Here is a 21,294-nt window from a genome sequence, read left to right as displayed (position 1 = left end):
CGCGACCCGCGGCGCCGGCCGGCGTACCGGTTTCTCCGACCTGTTGACGGGCCTCGCATGCGAGGCCCTTTTTTCATGCGGCACGGCGTTCGCCGGCCGTCACGCCCACGCGGCATCCCACGCCGGCTGCGCGAACCACGTGGCGAGGAACGCGACGAGCCGCGACGTGCGCGCACTGCCGCGCGGCTGCTGGCGCAGCACGTGAATCGTCGCCGCCTCGGGCGCCGCCGCGTACTGCGGCAACAGCGCGCGCAACCGTCCGTCGCGCAGCGCGTCCGCCACGAGCCAGGTTGGCAGGTGCGCGAGACCGAGCCCGTCGATCGCCGCCTCGAGCAACGCTTCCGAATGATTGCTGCGAAACCGCGGCTGCGCCGGCGCGTGACGGCGCTCGCCGAAGCGCCATGCGCCGGGCGGCGGCGCGCCATGCCACGCGAGACAGTCGTGGCCGGCGAGCGCGTCGGGCGATGCGGGCTCGCCGCGCCGGGCGAGGTAGGCCGCGCTCGCGCACAGCACGCGCCGCTGCGGCGCCAGCACCGTCGCGACGAAACGCGTGTCCTCGAGCGGGCCGATGCGCACCGCGAGATCGACGTCGGAGCCCAGGCGCGCGCCCTGCAGGTCGACCATGCTGTCGGTCAGCACGAGATCGACCTGCAGCGCCGGATGGCGCTGCATGAACGCGGCCAGCGCGGCCATCAGGTGCCGCCGGCCGAAAGGCGCCGGACAGTCGATGCGCAGCAGCCCGCCCGGTTCGTCGTGCTGACTGTGCAGGTCTTCCTGCAATCCGCGCAGCTCGGCCAGCATGCGTGTCGCGCGCCCGTACAGCAGCTGCCCGGCCTCGGTCGGCCGCAACGCGTGCGTGGTGCGATGCAGGAGGCGGATGCCGAGCTGCGTCTCGAGCCGGTCGATGCGCCGCGTGACCGACGACGCGGCGACGCCGAGCCGGCGCGCGGCCGCGGAGAAGCTCTGCTGGTCGACCACGTCGACGAACAGCGCCAGGTGCGGGGAAAGGAAGTCGTCCATTCGGGAGCCTGTGGCGTTGGCTATGCGGAAAACGCAAAACTATCATCCGCCTTTGCACGTTTCCGCGTCAAATCGGGCCCACTAGACTGCATTCACCGGTTTCATCCGCCGCACGCGCCGGCCCGCCGGGCCGGGCGGCCGCCACTTCACGGAGATCATCATGCGCAGCATCCGCTTCGACACCCCCGCCGCCGACATCGAGTCGCTCGACGCGCGGGTCCGGGACATCGCCCCGCCCGTACCGGCCGACGGCCAGATGCTGATCGAGGTGCGCGCGGCCGGCGTGAACCCGAGTGACGTGAAGGCCGCGCTCGGCCGCATGCCGCACGCGGTGTGGCCGCGCACGCCCGGGCGCGACTGGGCGGGCATCGTGCGCAGCGGCCCCGACGACTGGATCGGCGCGCCGGTGTGGGGCTCGGGCGGCGATCTCGGCGTCGGGCGCGACGGTTCGCATGCGGAATGGCTCGTGCTGGACGCCGCGCACGTGCGCCGCAAGCCGGGCGTGCTGACGCTCGACGAGGCCGCCGGCGTCGGCGTGCCGTTCGTCACCGCGTACGAAGGCTTGCGCCGGGCCGGCATGCCGACGGCCGACGACGTCGTGCTCGTGTTCGGCGCGAACGGCAAGGTCGGTCAGGCCGCGATCCAGCTCGCCAGCGCGCGCGGCGCGACCGTGATCGGCGTCGAGCGCCGGCCCGGCGACTATCGCGGCCACGCGTCGGGCGACGTCCACATGATCGACGCGTCGAGCCGGACGGTGGCCGACGCGGTGCGCGAGTTGACCGGCGGCCACGGCGCAGACGTCGTCTACAACACGGTCGGCAGCCCGTATTTCGAAGCGGCGAACGCGTCGATGGCGATCGGCGCGCGGCAGATCTTCATCTCGACGATCGAGCGCAGCGTGCCGTTCGACATCTTCTCGTTCTATCGCGGCCAGCATACGTTCGTGGGCATCGATTCGCTGCAGCTCGGCGCGGCCGCGGTCGCGCAGATCCTCGACACGCTCGCGCCCGGCTTCGGCAATGGCACGCTGCGCCCGTTCCCGATCGGCGACGACTACGTGTATCCGCTCGAGCGTGCGCACGACGCGTATCGCGCGGTGCTGGCCGGTGCGCGCGAGCGCGTCATCCTCAAGCCCTGACACCGAACCTACGGGAGACCGCCATGATGGATTACGTGACCTCGCTCGCGGTGGGCATCGGCGTCGGCGTGTTGTACGCGCTGCTGCACGTACGCTCGCCGGCCCCGCCGCTCGTCGCGCTCGTCGGCCTGCTCGGGATGGTGATCGGCGAACGCGCGATCGCGCTGCTGCGTTGATGCGTTGATGCGTCGCCCGATGCGGCGCTAGCGATCGTCGCGGCGTCGGAACGCCCACCACGCGGCCAGCGCGGTGAAGCCGGCAACGAGCAGCACCATCAGCCAGAAACCGTGCTTGTTCTCCGAGAACGGCACGCCGCCGACGTTCATCCCGAAGAAGCCCGCGACGATGTTGATCGGCAGCGCGATCACGGTGACGAGCGTCAGCGTGAACAGCGTCCGGTTGTTCTGCTCGTCGAGGCGCGAACCGATCTCTTCCTGCAGCAGCTTGATCCGCTCGTTGAGCCCCGCCAGATCGGCGAGCACCAGCGAGAATTCCTCGGTCGACTCGCGCAGCTCCTGCACGTCTTCCGTGTGCAGCCACGCGGGCGGCTTCGCGAGCAGCCGGAAGATCGAGCCGGGTTCCGGCGCGAGCATGCGCTGCAGCCGCGTGAGCGTGCGGCGCATCGCGCCGAGCTCGATGCGGCTCGACGTGAGCCGCTGCGACAGGAAGCGATCCTCGATGCGATCGACGTCGATGCTCGTGCGCCGCATGATCTGGATCAGCAGGTCGGCCTGATCGCGCAGCAGATGCACGAGCAGCTCCGCGGGCGAGCGGAATCGCTCGCCGTCGCGCACGGACGCGCGCAGCGTGTCGACCGAGCGCAGCGGCTTGAGCCGCGCGGTCACCATGATGCGCCGCTCGACGTGGACGAACAGCGTCGCGATCTCCGACGGCGTGAGTTCGAGGTTGAACATCACGTCGTTGACGATCGCGCGCAACGCGCCGTCCTCCTGCTCGATGCGCGTCGAGCGCGAGCCTTCGTGCAGGAATTCGAAGAAGCTGTCGGGCAGCCCGAGATGCGTGCGCATCCAGCGCTCGCTCGCGCCGTGCGCGAGATTGAAATGCAGCCAGACGAAATCGCCCGATGCGGCCGCGCCGTGCTCGCGGCACGTGCGCAGCCACGCGGCGGCCGCGTCGGCATCGAGCATCGCGCCGGCGCCGCCCGGAACGAAGCGGAATCCGCACACGATGCCGGACGTATCGGCGCCGTAAGTCTGTACGATCAGGTCCATCGTGTCGAAGGTGATGCGGCGCGCGGCGCGCCGCACATCGCGGGTCGCGGGCCCGCGCCGGGAAAAGAAAGGAAACGTATGCCCGACGGGCGTGACGCGTTCGTGACAGCGTCATGCGGCATCATACCGGCAGCTTCTCCGTGCCTCCGAAAACAACGCGCCGCCCAATGGGCGGCGCTGACAGGGAAGACGCCGGGGCGTGCGCGACACGCGTTACTGCCGCGTCTCCGACTGCGCGGCGCTCGGGCACGCAGGGTCCTTGCCCCAGTGGCCGTCGCACACGCGCCAGCGGCACAGCTGATCCTCGAAGAAACCGCGCTCCGAACACTCCTTCACGCGCGACGCCAGCGCGCCGCCGGTCGCCGCCGTCTTGGTGGGCACGGCCTGCGCCTTCTGAGCGGCGAGTTTCTTGTCGGCCGGCTTCGTGCGCGCGACGAGCGCGGCGAGCAGATCGGCATCCGGATCGTCCTTCGCGCCCGCCTTCGCGGTTCGGGTCGGCGCCGTTTCGCGGCGCTTCTTCGCCTGCGCGAGCTCAGCCTGCTGTTCCTTGCGATGCTTGCGGGCTTCGGCCTTCGCATCGGTTTTCGTGTCGGTCTTGCCGTGGGCCGCGACCTTCGTGCCCTTCGACGCGTCGGCCTTCGCCGTCTTGGTCGTCGCCGCTGCCGCGGCGGCCGCAGTTGCGGCGACGCCGGCCGTGGCCGCCGCGCCCGAACCCTCGTCGGCGCCGTTGGCGAGCGCGCGCGACAGGCGGCTGTTGTCCGCGGCGGAAGCGGATGCGCCGGACGCCGATGCGGATGCAACGGTCTGGGACGCCGAATCGTCGTTGACGATCGTGGCCGGTTGCGCGGCCGGTGCAGCGGACGCGCCATTCTGCGCGACCTGCGCGGCGGCGCCGCTGGCCGGTGCGGCCTTGGCCGGCGCGGCCGCCGACGGTTCCGTCGCGGCCGCGATCGCGGCAGGCCGCTCGCCCGACGACTGCTGCATGCGCCACGCGCCCCAACCGCCGACGGCCACGACCAACGCCACGACGGCGGCGATCGGCGCCTTCAGCGAACGGCGCGGCGGCTCGGCGGGCGGCGTGACACGCCCTTCCAGATCCGCGAGAATGCGCGACTGCCGAGGCCCTCCCTCCCCTGCCGGTTTAGTATCGGACAGCAGGCTGGGCGGAGTTTTCGAATTTGAATTTTCCGGCGCACTCATTCAGCGTCTCATTGAATCCTGGTTTAATTCACCGCGATAATATAGCCCGGCCTCTTGAAGCAGCCTGATTCTAAGAGCAAGCATTGCAAAACACAATCAATTCCAATTTCCGGGGATTTCTTTGATTGCCGTCGCACTCGTCGCCTATTTCGCCCTAGCCGTCGCGGTTGCGGCACTGTTGCTTTTACCGGGTATCCGCGCGAGCGTTTTCGAATCGGTCGCCCAGCTTCACGGCCGCCTGACGCGCCGGGCGAACGATCGCGCCGCCCGCGCGCGGAGTCAGATTGTTAAATCGGCAACCGTGACGCGCGGCGCATTAAGCGACGTGCAAAATTTACTGGTTCGGCGGCGCTTGATGATTATGGTGTCGGCAGGTATTCTTGCGACGCCGCCATTGGTGGCCATTGCGTTACGCGGTCGGCAATTATTTCAGTACGACGACACGGCGCGCGTGCCCGACGAGAAGATCGCCGCGCTGTTGCAGGGCGAACAACTCGTGCCGCCGCCGCCGTTGCCGCCGGAAGTCTTTGCCACGAAGGAAGTCGAGCAGGTCCGCCCGGCGCTGAAGGACGCAAGCCGCGACTGGAACCTGCTGGACCCGGATTTCCGGACGCGTTTGCTGCTGGTCTACAAGATCATGCACGAACAACATGGTTATGAAATGGCGCTGCTGGAAGGCTACCGGAGCCCGGAACGACAGAACCGGCTCGCGCAGATGGGCACGAACGTGACCAATGCGGCGGCGTTCCAGAGTTATCACCAGTTCGGGCTGGCGGCCGACAACGCATTCCTGCGCGACGGCAAGCTGGTCATTTCCGAGAAAGATCCGTGGGCGATGCGCGGCTACCAGTTGTACGGCCAGGTCGCCGAGCAAGTCGGCCTGACCTGGGGCGGCCGATGGAAAATGATGGATCTCGGGCACGTGGAATACCATAAACCCGGTTTTAAACTGGGACGCGGCAGCTAGTCAGGGCTGCCGGACAAGAAATAATGAGGGCGGCATGGGGCTTTTTAATCACCCGGCAGGAAACGATTTGGGCGGCGCAAACAATCGGGCATTCCGGTGCGCGATTTTTTCCGGCCGCCGCTTCCGTTTTAAATCTCACAGCGTCCTTTCGTTAATGCGCGCGCCTTCTCCGATGCCGCGAGCGCATTGATGCCAGCCTCCTTCATCCCGTTTGACAGCATGGCGACACATCGCGGCGCCACCCTTGCCGCTCGGCGCGCCTGCGTCGCCTCATCGAATCGCACCGGAACCTGAACGTCCTATGCAACGCATCCTCAACGTGCTGACTCATCCGCGTACGCTCTCGATCGTCGGGATCGTCGCGCTAGCGGCCATTCTGTTCATCGTCGCCGACATGCTGCAGCTGCCGCTCCTGTGGGCGGCGATCGCATTCGCAGCGGTCCTCGCGCTGTGGCTCGTCGTCGCGCTGTGGCGCCGCTGGCGCGTGAAGCGCGCGAACCAGCAGCTCGGCCAGGTGCTGGAAGAACAGGCGGAAACCGGCAAGATCGCCGCGCCGGCCGCCGCCGCGCTCGCGCCGGACGCGAAGACGGCCGACCTCGACGTGCTGCGCACGCGCCTGTCGGACGCGGTGAAGACGATCAAGACGTCGAAGATCGGCCAGGTGTCGGGCGGCTCCGCGCTGTACGAACTGCCGTGGTACATCGTGATCGGCAACCCGGCCGCGGGCAAGAGCAGCGCCGTGCTCAATTCCGGCCTGCAATTCCCGTTCGCGGACAAGAACAGCGCCGTGATCCACGGCATCGGCGGCACGCGCAACTGCGACTGGTTCTTCACGACCGAAGGGATCCTGCTCGACACGGCCGGCCGCTATTCGGTGCACGAGGAAGACCGCAGCGAGTGGCTCGGCTTCCTCGGGCTGCTCAAGCGCTACCGTCCGAAGGCGCCGATCAACGGCATCATCGTCACGGCCAGCATCGCCGAACTCACCGGCAACCGCCCCGAATTCGCGATCAACCTCGCGAAAAACCTTCGTCAGCGCGTTCAGGAGCTGACGGAAAAGCTCGAAGTGTTCGCGCCGGTCTACGTGATGTTCACGAAGGCCGACCTGATCACCGGCTTCACCGAATTCTTCAGCAGCAGCGACAAGCACGAGTACGACCGCGTGTGGGGCGCCACCCTGCCCTACGAGCCCGACGACAAGCGCGACGTCGTCGCGCAGTTCGACACGCACTTCGAGGAACTCTACGAAGGGCTGAAGGAAATCAGCGTCGCGCAGCTGTCGCTGTCGCGCGGCAACCAGCTGTCGCCGGGCCAGCTGAGCTTCCCGCTCGAATTCTCGACGATCAAGCCGTCGCTGCGCGCGTTCCTCGCGACGCTGTTCGAGAACAACCCGTTCCAGTACAAGCCGATCTTCCGTGGCTTCTACTTCACCAGCGCGCTGCAGGAAGGCGAAACCAACAGCGCGGCCGCGCAGCGCATCGCGCACCGCTTCGGCCTCGACGGGAGCGCGCTGCCGAAACCGCACAGCGCGTTCTCGAAGAACGGCTTCTTCCTGCGCGACCTGTTCTCGAAGGTGATCTTCGCGGACCGCCAGACGGTGCGCCAGTTCGCGAGCCCGACCAAGACGCGGCTGCGCTACGCGACCTTCTTCGGCTTCGTCGCGGCGCTCGCGCTCGCGCTGGGCGGCTGGACCTGGTCGACGATCGGCAACCAGCAGCTCGTGTCGAACGTGCAGGCCGACCTCGACAACGTCACGCGCCTGCAGCAGGGCCGCAACGACCTGCAGTCGCGCCTGCAGGCGATGGACATCCTCGAGGACCGGATCGAGCAACTCGAACAGTTCCGCCGCGACAAGCCGCTGTCGGTGTCGCTCGGCCTGTACCAGGGCGACCGTCTCGAGCAGCACCTGCTGACCGAGTACTACAACGGCGTGCGCCAGATCCTGCTGGCCCCCGTGTCGCAGAACCTCGCGTCGTTCATGAAGGACGTGAACGCGCACCCCGAGCAGCTGGTGCCGATGACGCGCCCGCCGGAATCGGGCGCCGTGCAGGGCGGCACGATGCCGGTGTCGACGAACGCGGCAGGCGCTGCGCCGCAGGCCGGCGCCGTGCCGGCCGCGTCGGGCGCCGCGCCGGCCGCCGCCCCGCAGCAGCCCGCCGCGCCGCAGGGCGGCCTCTACAGCGACGCGTCGCCGACCAACGTGCAGGACGCGTACAACGCGCTGAAGACCTACCTGATGCTGTCCGACAAGCGGCACGTCGAACAGGCGCACCTGACCGACCAGCTCGCCCGCTTCTGGCGAGGCTGGCTCGAGACGAATCGGGGCAACATGCCGCGCGACGAGATGATCCGGAGCGCCGAGCGCATGATCTCGTTCTACCTGTCGCGCGTGAACGACGACGACTGGCCGATGATCGACGCGAATCTCGCGCTCGTCGACCAGACCCGCGAGAACCTGCGCCGCGTGGTGCGCGGCATGCCGGCGCGCCAGCGCGTGTACGAGGAAATCAAGGCCCGCGCGTCGACCCGCTTCGCGCCGATGACCATCGCGCGCATCGTCGGCGACGGCAACCAGGGGCTCGTGGCGGGCAGCTACGCGATTCCGGGCACGTTCACGCGTGAAGCGTGGTTCGACTACGTGCAGCCGGCGATCCGCGATGCGGCGACCAAGGAACTGCAGGCGAAGGACTGGGTGCTCAACACGTCGACGCAGGACGACCTGACGCTCGAGGGCAGCCCCGAGCAGATCCAGAAGACGCTCGTCGGCATGTACAAGACCGAGTACGCGCAGCACTGGCAGAAGTTCATGCAGGGCATTGCGGTGCAGGGCTTCACGAGCTTCGGCCAGGCCGTCGACGGGATGAACCGCCTGGGCGACCCGCAGGATTCGCCGATCCGCAAGATCCTCGAGACCGCGTACGACCAGACGTCGTGGGACAACCCGTCGCTCGCGAACGTGACGATCAAGAAGGCGCAGACGGGCGTCGTGAACTGGGTCAAGCAACTGTTCACGCGCTCGCAGGCCGGCCAGATGGCGGCAGCCAACATCGACATCAACGGCAATCCGGCCGAGGTGCCGATGGGGCCGATCGGCCAGGAGTTCGTCGGGCTCGCGCGGATCGTCGCGACGCATGACGGCACGTCGATGCTGAAGGGCTACATGGAGTCGCTGTCGAAGGTCCGTACCCGCTTCAACGTGATCAAGAACCAGGGCGACCCGGGGCCGGGCGCGCGCCAGCTGATGCAGCAGACGCTCGACGGCAGCGGCTCGGAACTCGCCGATTCGCTGAAGCTCGTCGACGAGCAGATGCTGACGGGCCTGACCGATTCGCAACGCAAGTCGCTGCGTCCGCTGCTGGTGCGGCCGCTGATGCAGGCGTTCGCGGTCGTGATCCAGCCGGCCAGCGCCGAAGTCAACAAGGTGTGGAACGCGCAGGTCTACCAGCCGTTCCAGAGTTCGCTCGCGACCAAGTACCCGTTCGCGGCGAACGCGAAGGTCGAGGCCGGCGCCGGCGAGATCGCGCAGGTGTTCGGTCCGGACGGCTCGATCGCGAAGTTCGTCGGCACGACGCTCGGGCCGCTCGCGGTGCGCCGCGGCGACACGCTCGCCGCCCGCACGTGGGGCGACATGGGCATCGGGCTCACGCCGGACTTCACGAACGGCTTCGCCCGCTGGGTCGCGCCGCTCGCGGGCGGCGCCGCCGGCAGCGCGGCCGCGTCGGCCGAGCCGCAGACCGTGTTCCAGATCCTGCCGCAACCGAGCACGGGCACGACGGAATACACGATCGCGATCGACGGCCAGCAGCTGCGTTACCGCAACACGCCGCCGCAGTGGACCAACTTCGTGTGGCCGAACCCGCAGGGCTCGCCGGGCGCGACGCTGTCAGCGACGACCTTCGACGGCCGTACGGTGCAGCTCGTCAACGAGCCGGGCCGCTACGGTCTCGAGAAGCTGATCAACTCGGCGCAGCGCAAGCGCCGTCCGGACGGCACCTTCGACCTGACGTGGGCACAGGGCAGCGTGAACGTGTCGGTGACGATGCGCATCATCAGCACGTCGCAACCGTCAGCCGGCGGCGGCGACCAGCCGCAGCAGCAGAGCCTGCGCGGCCTGCAGCTGCCGTCGTCGGTCGCCGACGCGAGCGCGGGCGCCGCGCAGAACGCGACGCAAGCCGGCACCGGCACGCCGGGCGCCGCGCCGGCCGTCGCGGCCGCCAACGCAACGAATGCACAGAGGGCGCAATGACGCAAACCGTACAGGCGCAAATCGCCTACTTCGGCAAGATTCCGTCGCGCGGCGACTTCGTGAAGAGCGCGCACAATCCGCAGCTGCTGCAGACGCTCGATCGCTGGATCGCGCAGGCGCTCGAGCTGCTCGCGGAAGATCCGCGCTGGAAGATCGTCTACGAGGACGCGAAGCCGATGCATTTCGCGTTCCTCGGTTCGCGCAGCAAGCTCGCGATCGCGGGCCACATGGTCGCGAGCCATGACGTGTCGATGCGCCGCTTCCCGTTCCTCGGCGCCACCGCGCTGGAGGTCGACCGGCCGCTCGCGTTCCTCGCGCGCAGCCCGCTCGCGTTCGCGCGGCTGTGGTCGCGCGTCGCCGCGCAGATCCCGCCGCTGCTCGGCAAGGACGAGCCGCCCGGCGCGCTGCAGGCGCTCGGCGACACGCAGGTGCCGATCGACATCGGCGGCCCCGGCACGTCGCATGACGGCACCTTCAACGATTTCGTCGAACACCAGTCGCTGCACGGCCTGCAGGAGATGCTGCTCGAAAGCGGTCATCCGGTGCGGCTGCGCGGCGCGATGCTCGCGCTCGGCTCGCTGCTGCGGCCGGTGATGCAGAGCGGCTCGTCGCACATCGAACGCGGCCTCACGCTGCCGCTGCCGGTCGATCCGTTCTACCGCAGCCTCGTCGCCGCGTTCTGGCTCGAGCTGATCGCGCCGTTCGTCGCGCAGGCCGACTTCGAGCTCGCGATCTTCATCGGCACGATCGCCGAACGCGAACGGCTGATCATCGGCTTCAACGGCGCGTCGGCGAAGACGCTGTTGAGCGTCGTCGACCCGCAGACCTACGCCGCCCACAACATCGACATCGACGATCCCGAGTGGATCGACGCCCATGCGCAAAACGATCATCAGATCAGCAAGCTCGTCAGCTACCTCGACCAACCGCAACTCTCGCTGCGCGTCGCCATCGACGCGTTCCGCGAAGCGTTCATCGGAGGCTGACCGCATGCATCGCACGATTCAGGTCCGGCGCACGCGCTCGTCGTTCGCCGTCTCGCCCGCCCTCGCCGCGCTGTTCGCCGCCGGCCTCGTCGCGAGCGGCGCGGCGTTCGCGCAGAACACGGGCGCGACCGTCACGCCGGTCGGCAACGGTACGGTCGCGACGACCGCGCTGCCGCAGGCGAACCCGAACGCCGGCGGTGCGTCGGGCACGGTGGTGCACGGCACCGCCGGCACGATCGCGCCGCCGCCCGCGAACGCAACGCCCGGCCAGGTGGTGGTCGGCGGCAAGGTGCCCGACGAGGCGACCAAGGCCGCCGTGCTGCAGAAGCTGCGCGACACCTACGGCGCGACGAACGTCGTCGACCAGATCGAGGTGGGCGACGTCGCGACGCCGCCGAACTGGAGCGCGAACGTGCAGAAGCTGCTCGGCGCGCAGCTCAAGCAGATCAGCAAGGGCCAGTTGAAGATCAACGGGACGCAGATCGAGATGAAGGGCGAGGTGCACAACGAGGCGCAGCGCCAGCAGCTCGCGAGCGACATGGCGAACACGCTGAACCCGACGTATACGATCAAGAACGGGCTGCGCGTGTCGGCGTCCGAACAGGGCGTGCTCGACCAGACGCTGGCGAACCGGACGATCGAGTTCGAGACCGGCAGCGCGACGCTGACGCCGCAGGGCAAGCTGATCCTCGACCAGATGGCGGCCGCGCTCGCGAAGATGCAGAACCGCACGGTCGACATCATCGGCCACACCGACAATTCGGGGAACCGGACGTCGAACATCGCGCTGAGCCAGGCGCGCGCGGATGCGGTGAAGGGGTATCTGATCACGAAGGGCATCCCGCCGCAGCAGATGACGACGACGGGGGTCGGGCCGGATCAGCCGATCGCGCCGAACGATACGGCGGATGGCAGGGCGAGGAATCGGCGGATCGAGTTCCGGGTGGGGCAGTAACGGGAAACCGGCCGGCCGCTCGCGCTATGGCGAAGCGGGCACGGCACGGCACACGACGGGCGGCGGCAGCAATGCGCCGCCCGTCCTGCGTTTACGCCTGCTCGTCAGGCCTCACCCCCAGCAGTTCGCGAATGTGCGACAGCGAGCCGTCGTCCTTCACGACGCTCTCGAGCCATTTGTGCAGCGGCATGTCGGCCCATTCGGCCGCCTTGTCGGCGAGATACGCGACCGGGCTGTGCGGCTCGGTCTGACGGAAATAGCGCGCCACCGCACGCAACTGGTCGACGGCCTGCGCACGGTTCTGGATGCCGGCGATCATCTGCGTCACCGGAGGACGCGAAGCGGTCTGCTGCTGCACGTGAGTCTCCTCGGTCTGGATCGGCTGGCCGAACACCGGCTCGATGCGTTCTGACTGGGCCTGCGGCGCCGCCTGCGTGTGCGGTGCGCTGCCCGTATAGCCCTGTTCGCGCGCAAAGCGCTCGGCGAGCCGGTACACGGTCTCGAACGCGTCGCGCGCCTGCCGGAAGCTCGGCGCCGAATCGCCGGCGCGCTCGACGAGCCGCTCCTCGAACGCATCGAGCGCGAATTCGAACGCCTTCAGGTTCGCCAGCAACGCCGTGTAGAACGCGATCGACGTCACGCGCCGCGACGCATCGATCTGCTCGATCGACGGCTTGCCGCGCGCGATGTCGTCCGCGTGTTCGGGATCGCGCTTGATCGACTGCGCGACGTGCTGCGCGACTTCCCAGTCGAGCGTGCTGAATGCATTCGATGCGCCGTCCGTCAGCGGCACCGCGCGCAGCAGCTCGGCCGTGCGGCCGGAGAGCCACGCGACGTTGCCGAGCCGGTGCTCGATGTCGTCGTCCTCGGGCAGCGGGTGGAAGGTGTCCCAGAAGTCGCGACACAGGCCCTCGAGCAGCGCATAGCCTTCGGTGAGGCCCGTGATGCCGTCCTCGAGCGCGAGCGCCTCGGTCAGCCATACGGCGAGCCGCAGGTCCTTCGTGCGCGTGCGCAGCAGCTCGCCCGCATGATCGACGACGAAGCCCCAGTCGGCCTCCTTGATCTCGGTCACCCATTCGCCCTGGTCGAGCGTCGGATCGTCGTAGCGCCGCGCGTCCTGGATCGCGTCGAATTCGTTCGAAAACAGCAGGTCGTCGCCGCTGGGCGACGCGTCGCTGATCGGCGTCAGCAGCTCGGGGAGATTGATCGGCATGGTTCGGTCAGTTCATCAATGCGGGTTGCGCGGCCGCGCTCATTCGACGGTGTACGCGAATTCGCCGGCCTCGTCCGCACGCACCGCGATGCGCGCGATGGCCGCGCCGTCGGCGATCCGGCCGAGCACGTGGCCCGCGATCTCCGGCAGCAGCGTGCCGTTCAGGATGTGGTCGACGTTGCGGGCGCCCGAATCGACCTCGGTGCAACGCGCGAGCACCGCGTCGACGAGCGATTCGTCCCACTCGAACGCGGCCTTGTGGTTCGCGTCGATCCGGCGGCGGATGCGTTCGAGCTTCAGCTCGATGATCTCGGCCAGCACGTCGTCGGAAATCGGATAGTACGGCACGACCTTCATCCGGCCGAGGAACGCCGGCTTGAAAGTCTTGTACAGCTGCGGACGCAGTGTCTCGGCGAGCGCGTCCGGATCGGGCAGTTCCTCGGCCGGCTTGTTCAGGCACGCCTGCATCACCGCGGCCGAGCCGACGTTCGACGTCAGGATGATCAGCGTGTTGCGGAAGTCGATCTCGCGCCCTTCCGCATCGTCCATCGTGCCCTTGTCGAACACCTGGAAGAACATCTCGAGCACGTCCGGGTGCGCCTTCTCGACCTCGTCGAGCAGCACGACGGAATACGGGTTGCGGCGCACGGCCTCGGTCAGCACGCCGCCCTCGCCGTAACCGACGTAGCCGGGCGGCGAGCCCTTCAGGCCCGACACGCTGTGCGCTTCCTGGTACTCGCTCATGTTGATCGTGACCATCTTGCGCTCGCCGCCGTACAGGATGTCGGCCAGCGCCAGCGCCGTCTCGGTCTTGCCGACGCCCGACGGCCCGACGAACATGAACACGCCGCGCGGCTTGTTCGGATCCTCGAGGTTCGCGGTCGCGGTACGCACGCGCTGCGCGATCGCCTCCAGCGCGTGATCCTGGCCGATCACGCGCGCGGTCAGCAGCGGCTGCAGGTTCAGCACGGTGTCGATCTCGTCCTTCACCATCCGGCCGAGCGGAATGCCCGTCCACGCGGCGACGATCTCGGCGACGACGTGGCCGTCGACCTGCAGCGGCACCATCGGCTCGCCGCCCTGCAGCGCATGCAGCGCGGCGACGCGTTCGGAGAGCTTGTCGCGCGTGGCCTGCACGTCGACCGGCTGGCGGTCTTCCGACGGGCCGCGCGCCTTGTCGAGCGCGTCGCGCAGCTCGGTGATCTCGGCGACGATCACGCGCTCGGCCTCGTAGCGTGCTTCGTCCTTCGCCAGTTGTTCGAGCGCCGTGCCGCGCGCGCCGCGCAGCTCGCCGAGCCGCTCGTCGTGCGCCGCGCCGCCCGCCGCCTCGCGCTCCAGCGACGCGATTTCCGCATCGATGCGCTCGATGCGCTTCTTCGTATCGTCGATCGCCGCCGGCGTCGCGCTGTGCGCGAGCGCGACCTTCGCGCACGCGGTGTCGAGCACGCTGATCGCCTTGTCCGGCAGCTGGCGGCCGCTGATGTAGCGGTGCGACAGGCGCACGGCCTCGGTGATCGCATCGTCGAGAATCCGCACGTTGAAGTGCTTCTCCATCAGGCCCGACATCCCGCGCAGCATCGCGGCGGCCAGCGGCTCGCTCGGCTCCTCGACCTTCACGACCTGGAAGCGCCGCGCGAGCGCCGCATCCTTCTCGAAGTACTTCTTGTATTCGCTCCACGTCGTCGCGGCGATCGTGCGCAGCTCGCCGCGCGCGAGCGCCGGCTTCAACAGGTTGGCCGCGTCGTTCTGGCCGGCCTGGCCGCCCGCGCCGATGATCGTGTGCGCCTCGTCGATGAACAGGATGATCGGGTGCGCGCTCTTCTTCACCTCGTCGATCACGCTCTTCAGCCGGTTCTCGAACTCGCCCTTCACGCTCGCGCCGGCCTGCAGCAGCCCCATGTCGAGCACGTGCAACGCCACGCCGCGCAACGGCGGCGGCACGTCGTCGGCCGCGATCCGCAGCGCGAGCCCTTCGACGACCGCCGTTTTGCCGACGCCGGCCTCCCCGGTCATGATCGGGTTGTTCTGGCGGCGGCGCATCAGGATGTCGATCGCCTGGCGAATCTCCGCTTCGCGGCCGATCACCGGATCGATCTTGCCCTCGCGCGCGCGCTGCGTGAGGTTGGTCGTGTACGTGTCGAGCGCGGGCGTCTTCGACGGGCCGGCCGCGGGTGCAAGGCCATCGGCGGCCGGCGCGGCGTCGCTGTCCTCGTCGTCCGCCTGGCGCGGCTCGGCTTCGCTCGAGCCGGCCATGATTTCGTCGAACTTGTGCTTCAGGTCCGTCACGTTCATTTCCGCGAACCGCGACGACATCCGTTGCGCGAACTGCGCGAGATCCGGCGCGGTCAGCAGTGCGAGCAGCAGATGCCCCGACCGGATGCGCCCGAGCTGCGAATCGAGCGACGCGATCAGCCACGCCTGCTCGAACAGCGCGATCAGGTGCACGGAGAACACCGGCGTGCGCGTGTTGCCCGTCTTCAGGCGCGTGAGCTCGCGTTCGAGATCGGCATGCAGCGCATGCGGATCGACGCGGCTCGCGCGCAATGCGAGCGGCAGGTCGCCCGTTGCTTCGTCGAGCAACGCGAGGAACAGGTGCTCCAGATCGACCTCGTAATGGCCGCGCGCCAGGCACGCGCTCGCCGCCCGCTCGGTCGCGTGGCGGCACAGCGGGTTCAGTTTCGTGATCAGGGTCTTCAGAGGCGTGCTCATGGCGTCGATCTCAGGTTCGATTGCGTGTTGTTGTTAGGGTCAGTGAATCACGTGCAGTTCGTAGCGGGCGTCCGAGCGGTCCTCGAGCGCGTCGCGCGTGCACAGGAACGCGTCCCAGCCGAGCCGCGAACCCGCGCCGAGCACGCTCGCGCCGACTTCCGTGCGCTTGAGCACGAGCTTCACCTCGTACTCCAGCGTGACGCCGGCGAGCAGCGTCAGCATCCGCTCGAGCGCGACGGCGTGCGCGCCGCCGGGCAGGAACGCCTCATAATCGCGCTTGGACAGCGGGCCGACGACGATCCGCGCGCGCATGTCGCGCTGCCACACGCGCTCGCCGACGAGCGCCGTCGCACCGAGCACCGCATTGACTTCGCCGAGCACGCTCAGCTGGTCGGGCGGCACGTCGTACCACTTGCCGACGAACTGGTCGATCTTCACCGGCACGCGGAAGTAATCGGACAGCGTGCGCTGCAGGTAGGCGGCCGACATCGGCCGGTGCCGCGCCGCGAGCGCGTAGCCGGCCACGGCTTCGTCCAGCACGCCGCCCGGCCCGGCCGCGAGACTGTCGCGCACCTCGTCGCTCGGCACGCCCGCGATCGCGAGCAACAGCGGCAGGTAGCGCTCGTCGCGATCGAGTTCGTAATGGAACGGCAGCCGGTATTTCTTCCACGCCGCATAGAACAGCGCGGTCGCGCGGTTCGAAAACACGTCGAAGAACGCGCGCGCCGCGTGGTCGCGCCTCAGGTGCTCGCGCGCGACGATCTGTTCGGTGTAGTGCAGCGGCAGCGCGCCCTGCCCGCCCAGCAGCCCGAAGAACGCGGGCGTCAGCTCGACGCGGCCGAGCTCGCCGGCGGCCAGCGCGGCGCCGCGCTGCTCGTCCGAGTTCAGCGGCGCGCCGTCGCCGTCGAACGAGCGCGCGCCTTCGATCTCGCTCGGCGGGAAGCCGAGCGACAGCGTGTTGCGGAATGCGATGCGCTGCGCGACGACGTCGCCCTGCCGCCACGCGCCGGGCGCATCCGACGCCTGCCGCGCGAACAGCCCTTCAAGCACGCGCACCGCCTGGAAGAACTCGAAGCGATGCGGCTCGTCGAGCAGCGCGTCGACTACGCCAGGATCGATTCGCCGGTTCGGGGCTTGCATCGGATGATCTCCTCGCCGGTGCGCTTCGACACGACGACCAATTGAACGAAACTGTTGAGGTGGACGTACAGCCCGAAGAAGCTGTCGAGCACGCGCACGAACGATGCGAGGCTCGCGCCGACGAAGTGTTCCTCGTCGATCGTCAGCCGGATCTCGATGCCGCGCACGAAGGTCGCGAACGGCTTGCCGGGCAGCCACTGCACGGCGCCGCGCTGCTCGACGCCGGCCAGGCCGTCGATCTGGCGCATCGACACGGCCGTGCGTCGCAGGTCGTACAGCGTCAGCATTTCCTTCAGCGGCGCGAGGCCGTGCGCGACGAGCGACACGTGGTTGAGCGCGAGGTGCGACACGAGCCGCCAGTGCGCGGCGCGGCCGCGCTCGAAGCGCACGCTCTGCGTCGGGCGGCGCAGCATCGAGATGCCGCTCGTCTGCGCGCCGCCTTCCTGGAACAGGTCGCCGCCCTCGAGGCCGAACGCCAGCATCGCCGGCAGGTCGCGGTTCGTGCAGGTGAGGTCGAGGCTCAGCGTGTCGGTTTGCGGCGACGTCGGCTCGAAGTCGATGTCGACGATCGAGATCTCGGTTTCGTAGCCGGGGCTCTTCTGCGCGACCCAGTCGTTGCGGCGCGCGAACCAGTAATGGCCGATCCGCGCCGATTCGCCGTGATGCAGCGAATAGAACGGACGGAACTCGATCACCGATTCCTCGTGCGCCTGCTGCCGGACGAGCTTCACCGAGTCGATCGAGTACACCTCGTACGCGAACGCGCGCCGCGCCTCGGCGATCACCGGATACGACACCGCGCGGTGCGTGATGCGGATCGGCTCGCCGTGCTGGCGGAACAGGTTGACGATCGGCGTGCAGAACAGCCGGAAATGGCTCGCCGTCAGCAGCTCCAGCAGGCGCGCGACATGCGAATCGCTGCGCACGTCCTGCAGCACGAGATGCAGCGTCGCGCGCTGGCAGCGGCCCGATGCGCGTGCGATCGCCGCGAGGTCGAAGTCGACGAAATCGAATTTGTCGGGAAACGCGAAGTATTCGGTGAGCAGCCGGTACGCGGGATGCGATTTCGCCGGGTAGTCGATCAGCGCGTCGTCCTCGGCGAAGCCGGCCTGCGCGATCGGCAGCTTGCGCAGCGCGGTCCAGCGGCCGTTGCGTTCGGGCTCGACATACGCGCCGAGCACGTTGACGAACAGGCAGTCGGTCAGCGCGGCGACGAACGACTGCTCGCCGTGCAGATGCGCGCGCAGCGTCGACAGCTTCAGCGCGCCGAGATCGAGCTGCGCGGCGAGCGATTCGAACGTGATCGAGATCACGCCCGTCGCGTTCGACGGCAGCACCGTCGCGCTCGGCGCGAGCGCGACCGGCGTGTAGCGCGCCTCCGAGATGCGGATCGGCGCGAGCGTCACGTCGTAGGCGGTGCGGAACCGGCATTGCACGCCGCGGATCGGGCGGCTCTTCAGCTCGGTGCCGCGATCGATCACGACCGGCTCGGTCTGCTGGCCGGGCGAAGCCGGCGTGAACTGCGCGATCGAGCACGACGGGAACGGCCGCAGGTAGTGCGGATACAGCACTTCCAGCAGCGCTTCGGTGAATTCCGGGTAGTCGTCGTCGAGCTTCTTGTTGATGCGTGCGCCGAGCAGCGCGAACGACTCGATCATCCGTTCGACGTGCGGATCCTCGCAGTGCTCGCCCGACACCGCGAGACGCGCGGCGATCTTCGGATAGCGTTCGGCGAAATCTCGCGAATAGCGCCGCAAAAACGATAATTCGCGTTCGTAATACGGCAGCAATTCTTCCATCGACGACCCCGAACCTCAATATTTCCTGCCGGACCTGATTGACCACCGGGCGGTCCGGCCCGCTCGGCGACTTGATTTACTGCATTCGTGCGGCGCGTGCGCGCGTGACCGAGTATTGCAGCGTCGACGGTTGCAGCATCGCGTCGAAACTCACCGGCTCCTCGGCCGGGTGTACGACGAGCAGTGCCTGGATCGCGAAATAGAGCGCGTTGGTGGCCTGCTCGTTCAGCTCGAACGTCACCTGCACCTGCTGCAGGCGCGGCTCATGGCGCGCGATCGCCTGCTGGATCGACTTGCAGATGAATGCGCGATCGTAGTGGCTCGCGAGGCTCAGCCCCGCGAAATCGTTCAGCCCGTAGGTCAGCACCGATTTCTGGCATTCCGGCAGCGCGGCCAGCTCGTTCTCGGTGTGGGCGATACGGGTGTTGAGGATCGCCTCGACGTCGCGGGCGACCGTGTTCTTGAGCTCGTCCAGCGACAATTGCCGCATCGCTGCCGAGGCCGGCAGGTGCGGTTCGTCATCGAACAGCTTGTCGAGAAAACTGGGTTCGAATCGTTTCATCGGCCGGTGTGGACAGCGAAAACGGCAACGGGACGCGAAGCGCCCCGTTGCCGCAACCGACCTTAGACCGCGTAGGTCTTGTCGTTCTTCGTCAGGCTCCAGGCGCCTTGCGTGTTACCGCCCTGGTTGCCGCCGATCTTCTGCTGGGTTTGCTTCCACTGCACGGCTGCGTACTTCAACGAGAACGTCTCGAGGGGCAGACCTTCCTCGCGAACGCTCGGGGCGATGCTCGAGATGATCACGTACTTGAGCTTGACTTCCAGATACTGCACGCGCTTGCCTTCACCGTCCGCGCGCGAGAAATGGACCGTCACTTCGTCGAACGTGGTACCGCCCGAAGCGTGCTGGTACAGCAGCGGGCTCGACGAATCGATTTCCTTCGTGAAGATCATGTCGCCGTGCTCGCAACGCGTCATCGTGTGACCGCCAGCGGTCGATGCGGTTGCCGAACGCGGCTGAACGATCGAGTGATCCCACGATTTCAGTTCGATCCAGCCCTGGTGGTCCTTGTCCGCGGATTCGCCCTTCACCGCGGGACTACCAAACTGCAAGTGCATATGTAACATGGCCCTTCGACTCCCCAAAGAGGTGGTTTTAACGTCCTACCCAGGCGGCCCGCCCGGGCGATTTACTCGCTTATGAATTTGCCGGTTTGGGCAGATCAGCGACAAGTCGCAGAGAAATCGAGAGTTCGTCGAGCTGAAAGTGCGGGCGCAGGAACGCGACCGAACGATACGAGCCCGGCTTGCCCGGAATCTCCGACACTTGTATGGATGCCTCGCGCAGCGGAAATTGCGCTTTCTGTTCCTGCGAGGCGTTGTCGTCGAGCAGGACGTATTGCGAAATCCACCGGTTGAGGAAAGTCTCCACGTTCTGCGCCGATGCGAAGCTGCCGATCTTGTCCCGCATCATCGCCTTCAGGTAGTGCGCGACGCGCGATACCGAGAAGATGTACTGAAGCTGGGCGGACAGGACGGCGTTCGCATTCGCGCTGTCGGTACTGTATTTTTTGGGCTTCTGCACCGACTGCGCGGCGAAGAACGCGGCGTAATCTGAGTTCTTGCAATGGACGAGCGGGATGAAGCCGAGGTCGCTCAGCTCCTTCTCGCGGCGATCGGTGATCGCGATTTCGGTCGGGCACTTCAGCGCGACTTCACCGTCGTCGGTCTTGAACGTGTGGGTCGGCAGGTCCTCGACGAGGCCGCCGCCTTCGACGCCGCGGATCGCCGCGCACCAGCCGAAGTCGTCGAACGCGGCCGTCAGGCGAGCCGCGAAGGCCCATGCCGCGTTGCACCACAGGTACTTGTCGTGATCGGTGCCGTCGACGTCCTCGACGAAGTTGAAGTTCTCCGCGGTCTGGCCGTCCTTCGGATTGAACGGCAGGCGGCCGAGGAAGCGCGGCAGCGTCAGGCCGACGTAGCGCGAATCCTCGGCGTCGCGGAACGACTTCCATTTCGCGTATTCGACGGTGTCGAACACCTTGCCGAGGTCACGCGGCTTGCCGAGGTCGGAGAACGACTCGAGGCCGAGCAGTTCCGGCGACGCCGACGCGATGAACGGCGCATGCGCGGCTGCGGCGACGTGCGACATCTGCTCGATGAAGTACATGTCTTCCGGCTGGCGCGAGATCTCGTAATCGCCGATCAGCGCCCCGAACGGCGAGCCGCCGAACGTGCCGAACTCCTCTTCGTAGACCTTCTTGAACAGCGCGCTCTGGTCGAACTCGCTCGCACCCTTGAAGTCGCGCACGAGGTCGCGCTTCGGCGCGTGCAGCGCCTTGATCTTGATCGTCTGGCCCGTGTTGCTTTCCTTGACCAGATAATCCAGCCCGCGCCACGTGCTTTCGAGGCGCTGGAATTCCGGCGCATGCATCACGGCGGAAAGCTGCGTGGAAATCAGGCGGTCGAGTTCCGCGACGCGCGCGTCGATCGTGGCCGACAGGTTGTCCGACACGATCACCGTGCCGTCGAGCACCTGGTGCACGAGTTCGCCGATCAGGTCCTTCGCACGCGCATGCTCGGAATCGGATTTCGCGACCTTGCTCTTCTCGACGATGTCGTCGAGCAGCGAAGTCCCGGCGGCGTATTCCGCGCCGCTCGCTTGGGCCGCAGCCGTTTGCTGGTTCAT

At 67.8% G+C, this 21,294-nt stretch carries 16 protein-coding genes; 6 read left to right on the top strand and 10 right to left on the bottom strand.

The annotated features are described in order from the left end of the window. Nucleotides 1-99 precede the first annotated feature (99 nt). Nucleotides 100-1,020 carry a LysR family transcriptional regulator gene (locus A9Z05_RS19125; RefSeq protein ID WP_069619466.1) on the bottom strand — a complete coding sequence of 307 codons (921 nt, stop codon included), beginning with the start codon at nucleotides 1,018-1,020 and terminating at the stop codon, nucleotides 100-102. A gap of 160 nt (nucleotides 1,021-1,180) precedes the next feature. On the opposite strand from A9Z05_RS19125, the gene A9Z05_RS19120 reads away from it, so the two are divergent. Together A9Z05_RS19120 and A9Z05_RS34970 are read left to right on the top strand one after the other, a co-directional pair. Then, complete coding sequence (locus A9Z05_RS19120; RefSeq protein WP_069619465.1) at nucleotides 1,181-2,158, top strand: zinc-binding alcohol dehydrogenase family protein; 978 nt, start codon at nucleotides 1,181-1,183, stop codon at nucleotides 2,156-2,158. 23 nt (nucleotides 2,159-2,181) lie between these two features. Beyond that, on the top strand, nucleotides 2,182-2,334 hold the full coding sequence (locus A9Z05_RS34970) for a DUF1427 family protein (RefSeq protein WP_080334215.1): 153 nt from the start codon (nucleotides 2,182-2,184) through the stop codon (nucleotides 2,332-2,334). A gap of 27 nt (nucleotides 2,335-2,361) precedes the next feature. Here A9Z05_RS34970 and A9Z05_RS19115 read toward each other — a convergent pair whose 3' ends face one another. Both A9Z05_RS19115 and A9Z05_RS19110 read right to left on the bottom strand, forming a co-directional pair. Beyond that, nucleotides 2,362-3,390: a transporter gene (locus tag A9Z05_RS19115; RefSeq protein ID WP_069619506.1), complete on the bottom strand. Its 1,029-nt coding sequence runs from the start codon at nucleotides 3,388-3,390 to the stop codon at nucleotides 2,362-2,364. A 213-nt stretch (nucleotides 3,391-3,603) separates the two neighbouring features. After that, nucleotides 3,604-4,590, bottom strand: coding sequence for a phage tail protein (locus tag A9Z05_RS19110; protein ID WP_069619464.1), 987 nt, complete (start codon nucleotides 4,588-4,590; stop codon nucleotides 3,604-3,606). 121 nt (nucleotides 4,591-4,711) lie between these two features. On the opposite strand from A9Z05_RS19110, the gene A9Z05_RS19105 reads away from it, so the two are divergent. The 4 genes from A9Z05_RS19105 to A9Z05_RS19090 all read left to right on the top strand — a co-directional run bounded on the left by A9Z05_RS19105 (nucleotide 4,712) and on the right by A9Z05_RS19090 (nucleotide 11,744). Next, complete coding sequence (locus A9Z05_RS19105) at nucleotides 4,712-5,557, top strand: M15 family metallopeptidase (protein ID WP_069619463.1); 846 nt, start codon at nucleotides 4,712-4,714, stop codon at nucleotides 5,555-5,557. Nucleotides 5,558-5,858: 301 nt separating this feature from the next. Further along, the gene (gene tssM, locus A9Z05_RS19100) at nucleotides 5,859-9,803 is read left to right on the top strand and encodes a type VI secretion system membrane subunit TssM (RefSeq protein WP_069619462.1); all 3,945 of its coding nucleotides are present in this window, start codon (nucleotides 5,859-5,861) and stop codon (nucleotides 9,801-9,803) included. After that, complete coding sequence (gene tagF, locus A9Z05_RS19095) at nucleotides 9,800-10,789, top strand: type VI secretion system-associated protein TagF (protein ID WP_069619461.1); 990 nt, start codon at nucleotides 9,800-9,802, stop codon at nucleotides 10,787-10,789. The genes tssM and tagF overlap by 4 nt, the downstream gene beginning before the upstream one ends. A gap of 4 nt (nucleotides 10,790-10,793) precedes the next feature. Continuing rightward, the gene (locus A9Z05_RS19090) at nucleotides 10,794-11,744 is read left to right on the top strand and encodes an OmpA family protein (RefSeq protein ID WP_069619460.1); all 951 of its coding nucleotides are present in this window, start codon (nucleotides 10,794-10,796) and stop codon (nucleotides 11,742-11,744) included. Between the two features lie 91 nt (nucleotides 11,745-11,835). Here A9Z05_RS19090 and tssA read toward each other — a convergent pair whose 3' ends face one another. From tssA to tssC, 7 genes are all read right to left on the bottom strand, one after another. Continuing rightward, a complete protein-coding gene (gene tssA, locus A9Z05_RS19085) occupies nucleotides 11,836-12,957 on the bottom strand; it encodes a type VI secretion system protein TssA (RefSeq protein WP_050013098.1) in 1,122 nt (373 codons plus the stop codon). A gap of 39 nt (nucleotides 12,958-12,996) precedes the next feature. Then, nucleotides 12,997-15,666: a type VI secretion system ATPase TssH gene (gene tssH, locus A9Z05_RS19080; RefSeq protein ID WP_069619459.1), complete on the bottom strand. Its 2,670-nt coding sequence runs from the start codon at nucleotides 15,664-15,666 to the stop codon at nucleotides 12,997-12,999. Nucleotides 15,667-15,705: 39 nt separating this feature from the next. Further along, nucleotides 15,706-16,806, bottom strand: coding sequence for a type VI secretion system baseplate subunit TssG (tssG, locus tag A9Z05_RS19075; protein ID WP_069619458.1), 1,101 nt, complete (start codon nucleotides 16,804-16,806; stop codon nucleotides 15,706-15,708). Beyond that, nucleotides 16,770-18,605: a type VI secretion system baseplate subunit TssF gene (gene tssF, locus A9Z05_RS19070; RefSeq protein WP_069619457.1), complete on the bottom strand. Its 1,836-nt coding sequence runs from the start codon at nucleotides 18,603-18,605 to the stop codon at nucleotides 16,770-16,772. The genes tssG and tssF overlap by 37 nt, the downstream gene beginning before the upstream one ends. Before the next feature lie 76 nt (nucleotides 18,606-18,681). Next, nucleotides 18,682-19,167, bottom strand: a complete 486-nt coding sequence (gene tssE, locus A9Z05_RS19065; protein ID WP_006477092.1) for a type VI secretion system baseplate subunit TssE — start codon at nucleotides 19,165-19,167, stop codon at nucleotides 18,682-18,684. Between the two features lie 62 nt (nucleotides 19,168-19,229). Further along, entirely contained in the window at nucleotides 19,230-19,733 is a 504-nt protein-coding gene (locus tag A9Z05_RS19060; protein WP_006477093.1) for a type VI secretion system tube protein Hcp, read from the bottom strand. Between the two features lie 70 nt (nucleotides 19,734-19,803). Next, nucleotides 19,804-21,294 carry a type VI secretion system contractile sheath large subunit gene (gene tssC, locus A9Z05_RS19055; RefSeq protein WP_006484397.1) on the bottom strand — a complete coding sequence of 497 codons (1,491 nt, stop codon included), beginning with the start codon at nucleotides 21,292-21,294 and terminating at the stop codon, nucleotides 19,804-19,806.

This window comes from Burkholderia sp. A2 (genome assembly GCF_001729305.1).
Taxonomy (GTDB): Bacteria; Pseudomonadota; Gammaproteobacteria; order Burkholderiales; family Burkholderiaceae; genus Burkholderia; species Burkholderia sola.
Note: the sequence above shows the minus strand (reverse complement) of the source record. Positions and strands in the feature narration are given on the sequence as shown.

Bases quoted from the DNA above. Each gene is read 5' to 3' on its own strand.
- A9Z05_RS19125 (WP_069619466.1), bottom strand. From the start codon at position 1,020: ATGGACGACTTCCTTTCCCCGCACCTGGCGCTGTTCGTCGACGTGGTC.
- A9Z05_RS19120 (WP_069619465.1), top strand. From the start codon at position 1,181: ATGCGCAGCATCCGCTTCGACACCCCCGCCGCCGACATCGAGTCGCTC.
- A9Z05_RS34970 (WP_080334215.1), top strand. From the start codon at position 2,182: ATGATGGATTACGTGACCTCGCTCGCGGTGGGCATCGGCGTCGGCGTG.
- A9Z05_RS19115 (WP_069619506.1), bottom strand. From the start codon at position 3,390: ATGGACCTGATCGTACAGACTTACGGCGCCGATACGTCCGGCATCGTG.
- A9Z05_RS19110 (WP_069619464.1), bottom strand. From the start codon at position 4,590: ATGAGTGCGCCGGAAAATTCAAATTCGAAAACTCCGCCCAGCCTGCTG.
- tssM (WP_069619462.1), top strand. From the start codon at position 5,859: ATGCAACGCATCCTCAACGTGCTGACTCATCCGCGTACGCTCTCGATC.
- tagF (WP_069619461.1), top strand. From the start codon at position 9,800: ATGACGCAAACCGTACAGGCGCAAATCGCCTACTTCGGCAAGATTCCG.
- A9Z05_RS19090 (WP_069619460.1), top strand. From the start codon at position 10,794: ATGCATCGCACGATTCAGGTCCGGCGCACGCGCTCGTCGTTCGCCGTC.
- tssA (WP_050013098.1), bottom strand. From the start codon at position 12,957: ATGCCGATCAATCTCCCCGAGCTGCTGACGCCGATCAGCGACGCGTCG.
- tssH (WP_069619459.1), bottom strand. From the start codon at position 15,666: ATGAGCACGCCTCTGAAGACCCTGATCACGAAACTGAACCCGCTGTGC.
- tssG (WP_069619458.1), bottom strand. From the start codon at position 16,806: ATGCAAGCCCCGAACCGGCGAATCGATCCTGGCGTAGTCGACGCGCTG.
- tssF (WP_069619457.1), bottom strand. From the start codon at position 18,605: ATGGAAGAATTGCTGCCGTATTACGAACGCGAATTATCGTTTTTGCGG.
- tssE (WP_006477092.1), bottom strand. From the start codon at position 19,167: ATGAAACGATTCGAACCCAGTTTTCTCGACAAGCTGTTCGATGACGAA.
- A9Z05_RS19060 (WP_006477093.1), bottom strand. From the start codon at position 19,733: ATGTTACATATGCACTTGCAGTTTGGTAGTCCCGCGGTGAAGGGCGAA.
- tssC (WP_006484397.1), bottom strand. From the start codon at position 21,294: ATGAACCAGCAAACGGCTGCGGCCCAAGCGAGCGGCGCGGAATACGCC.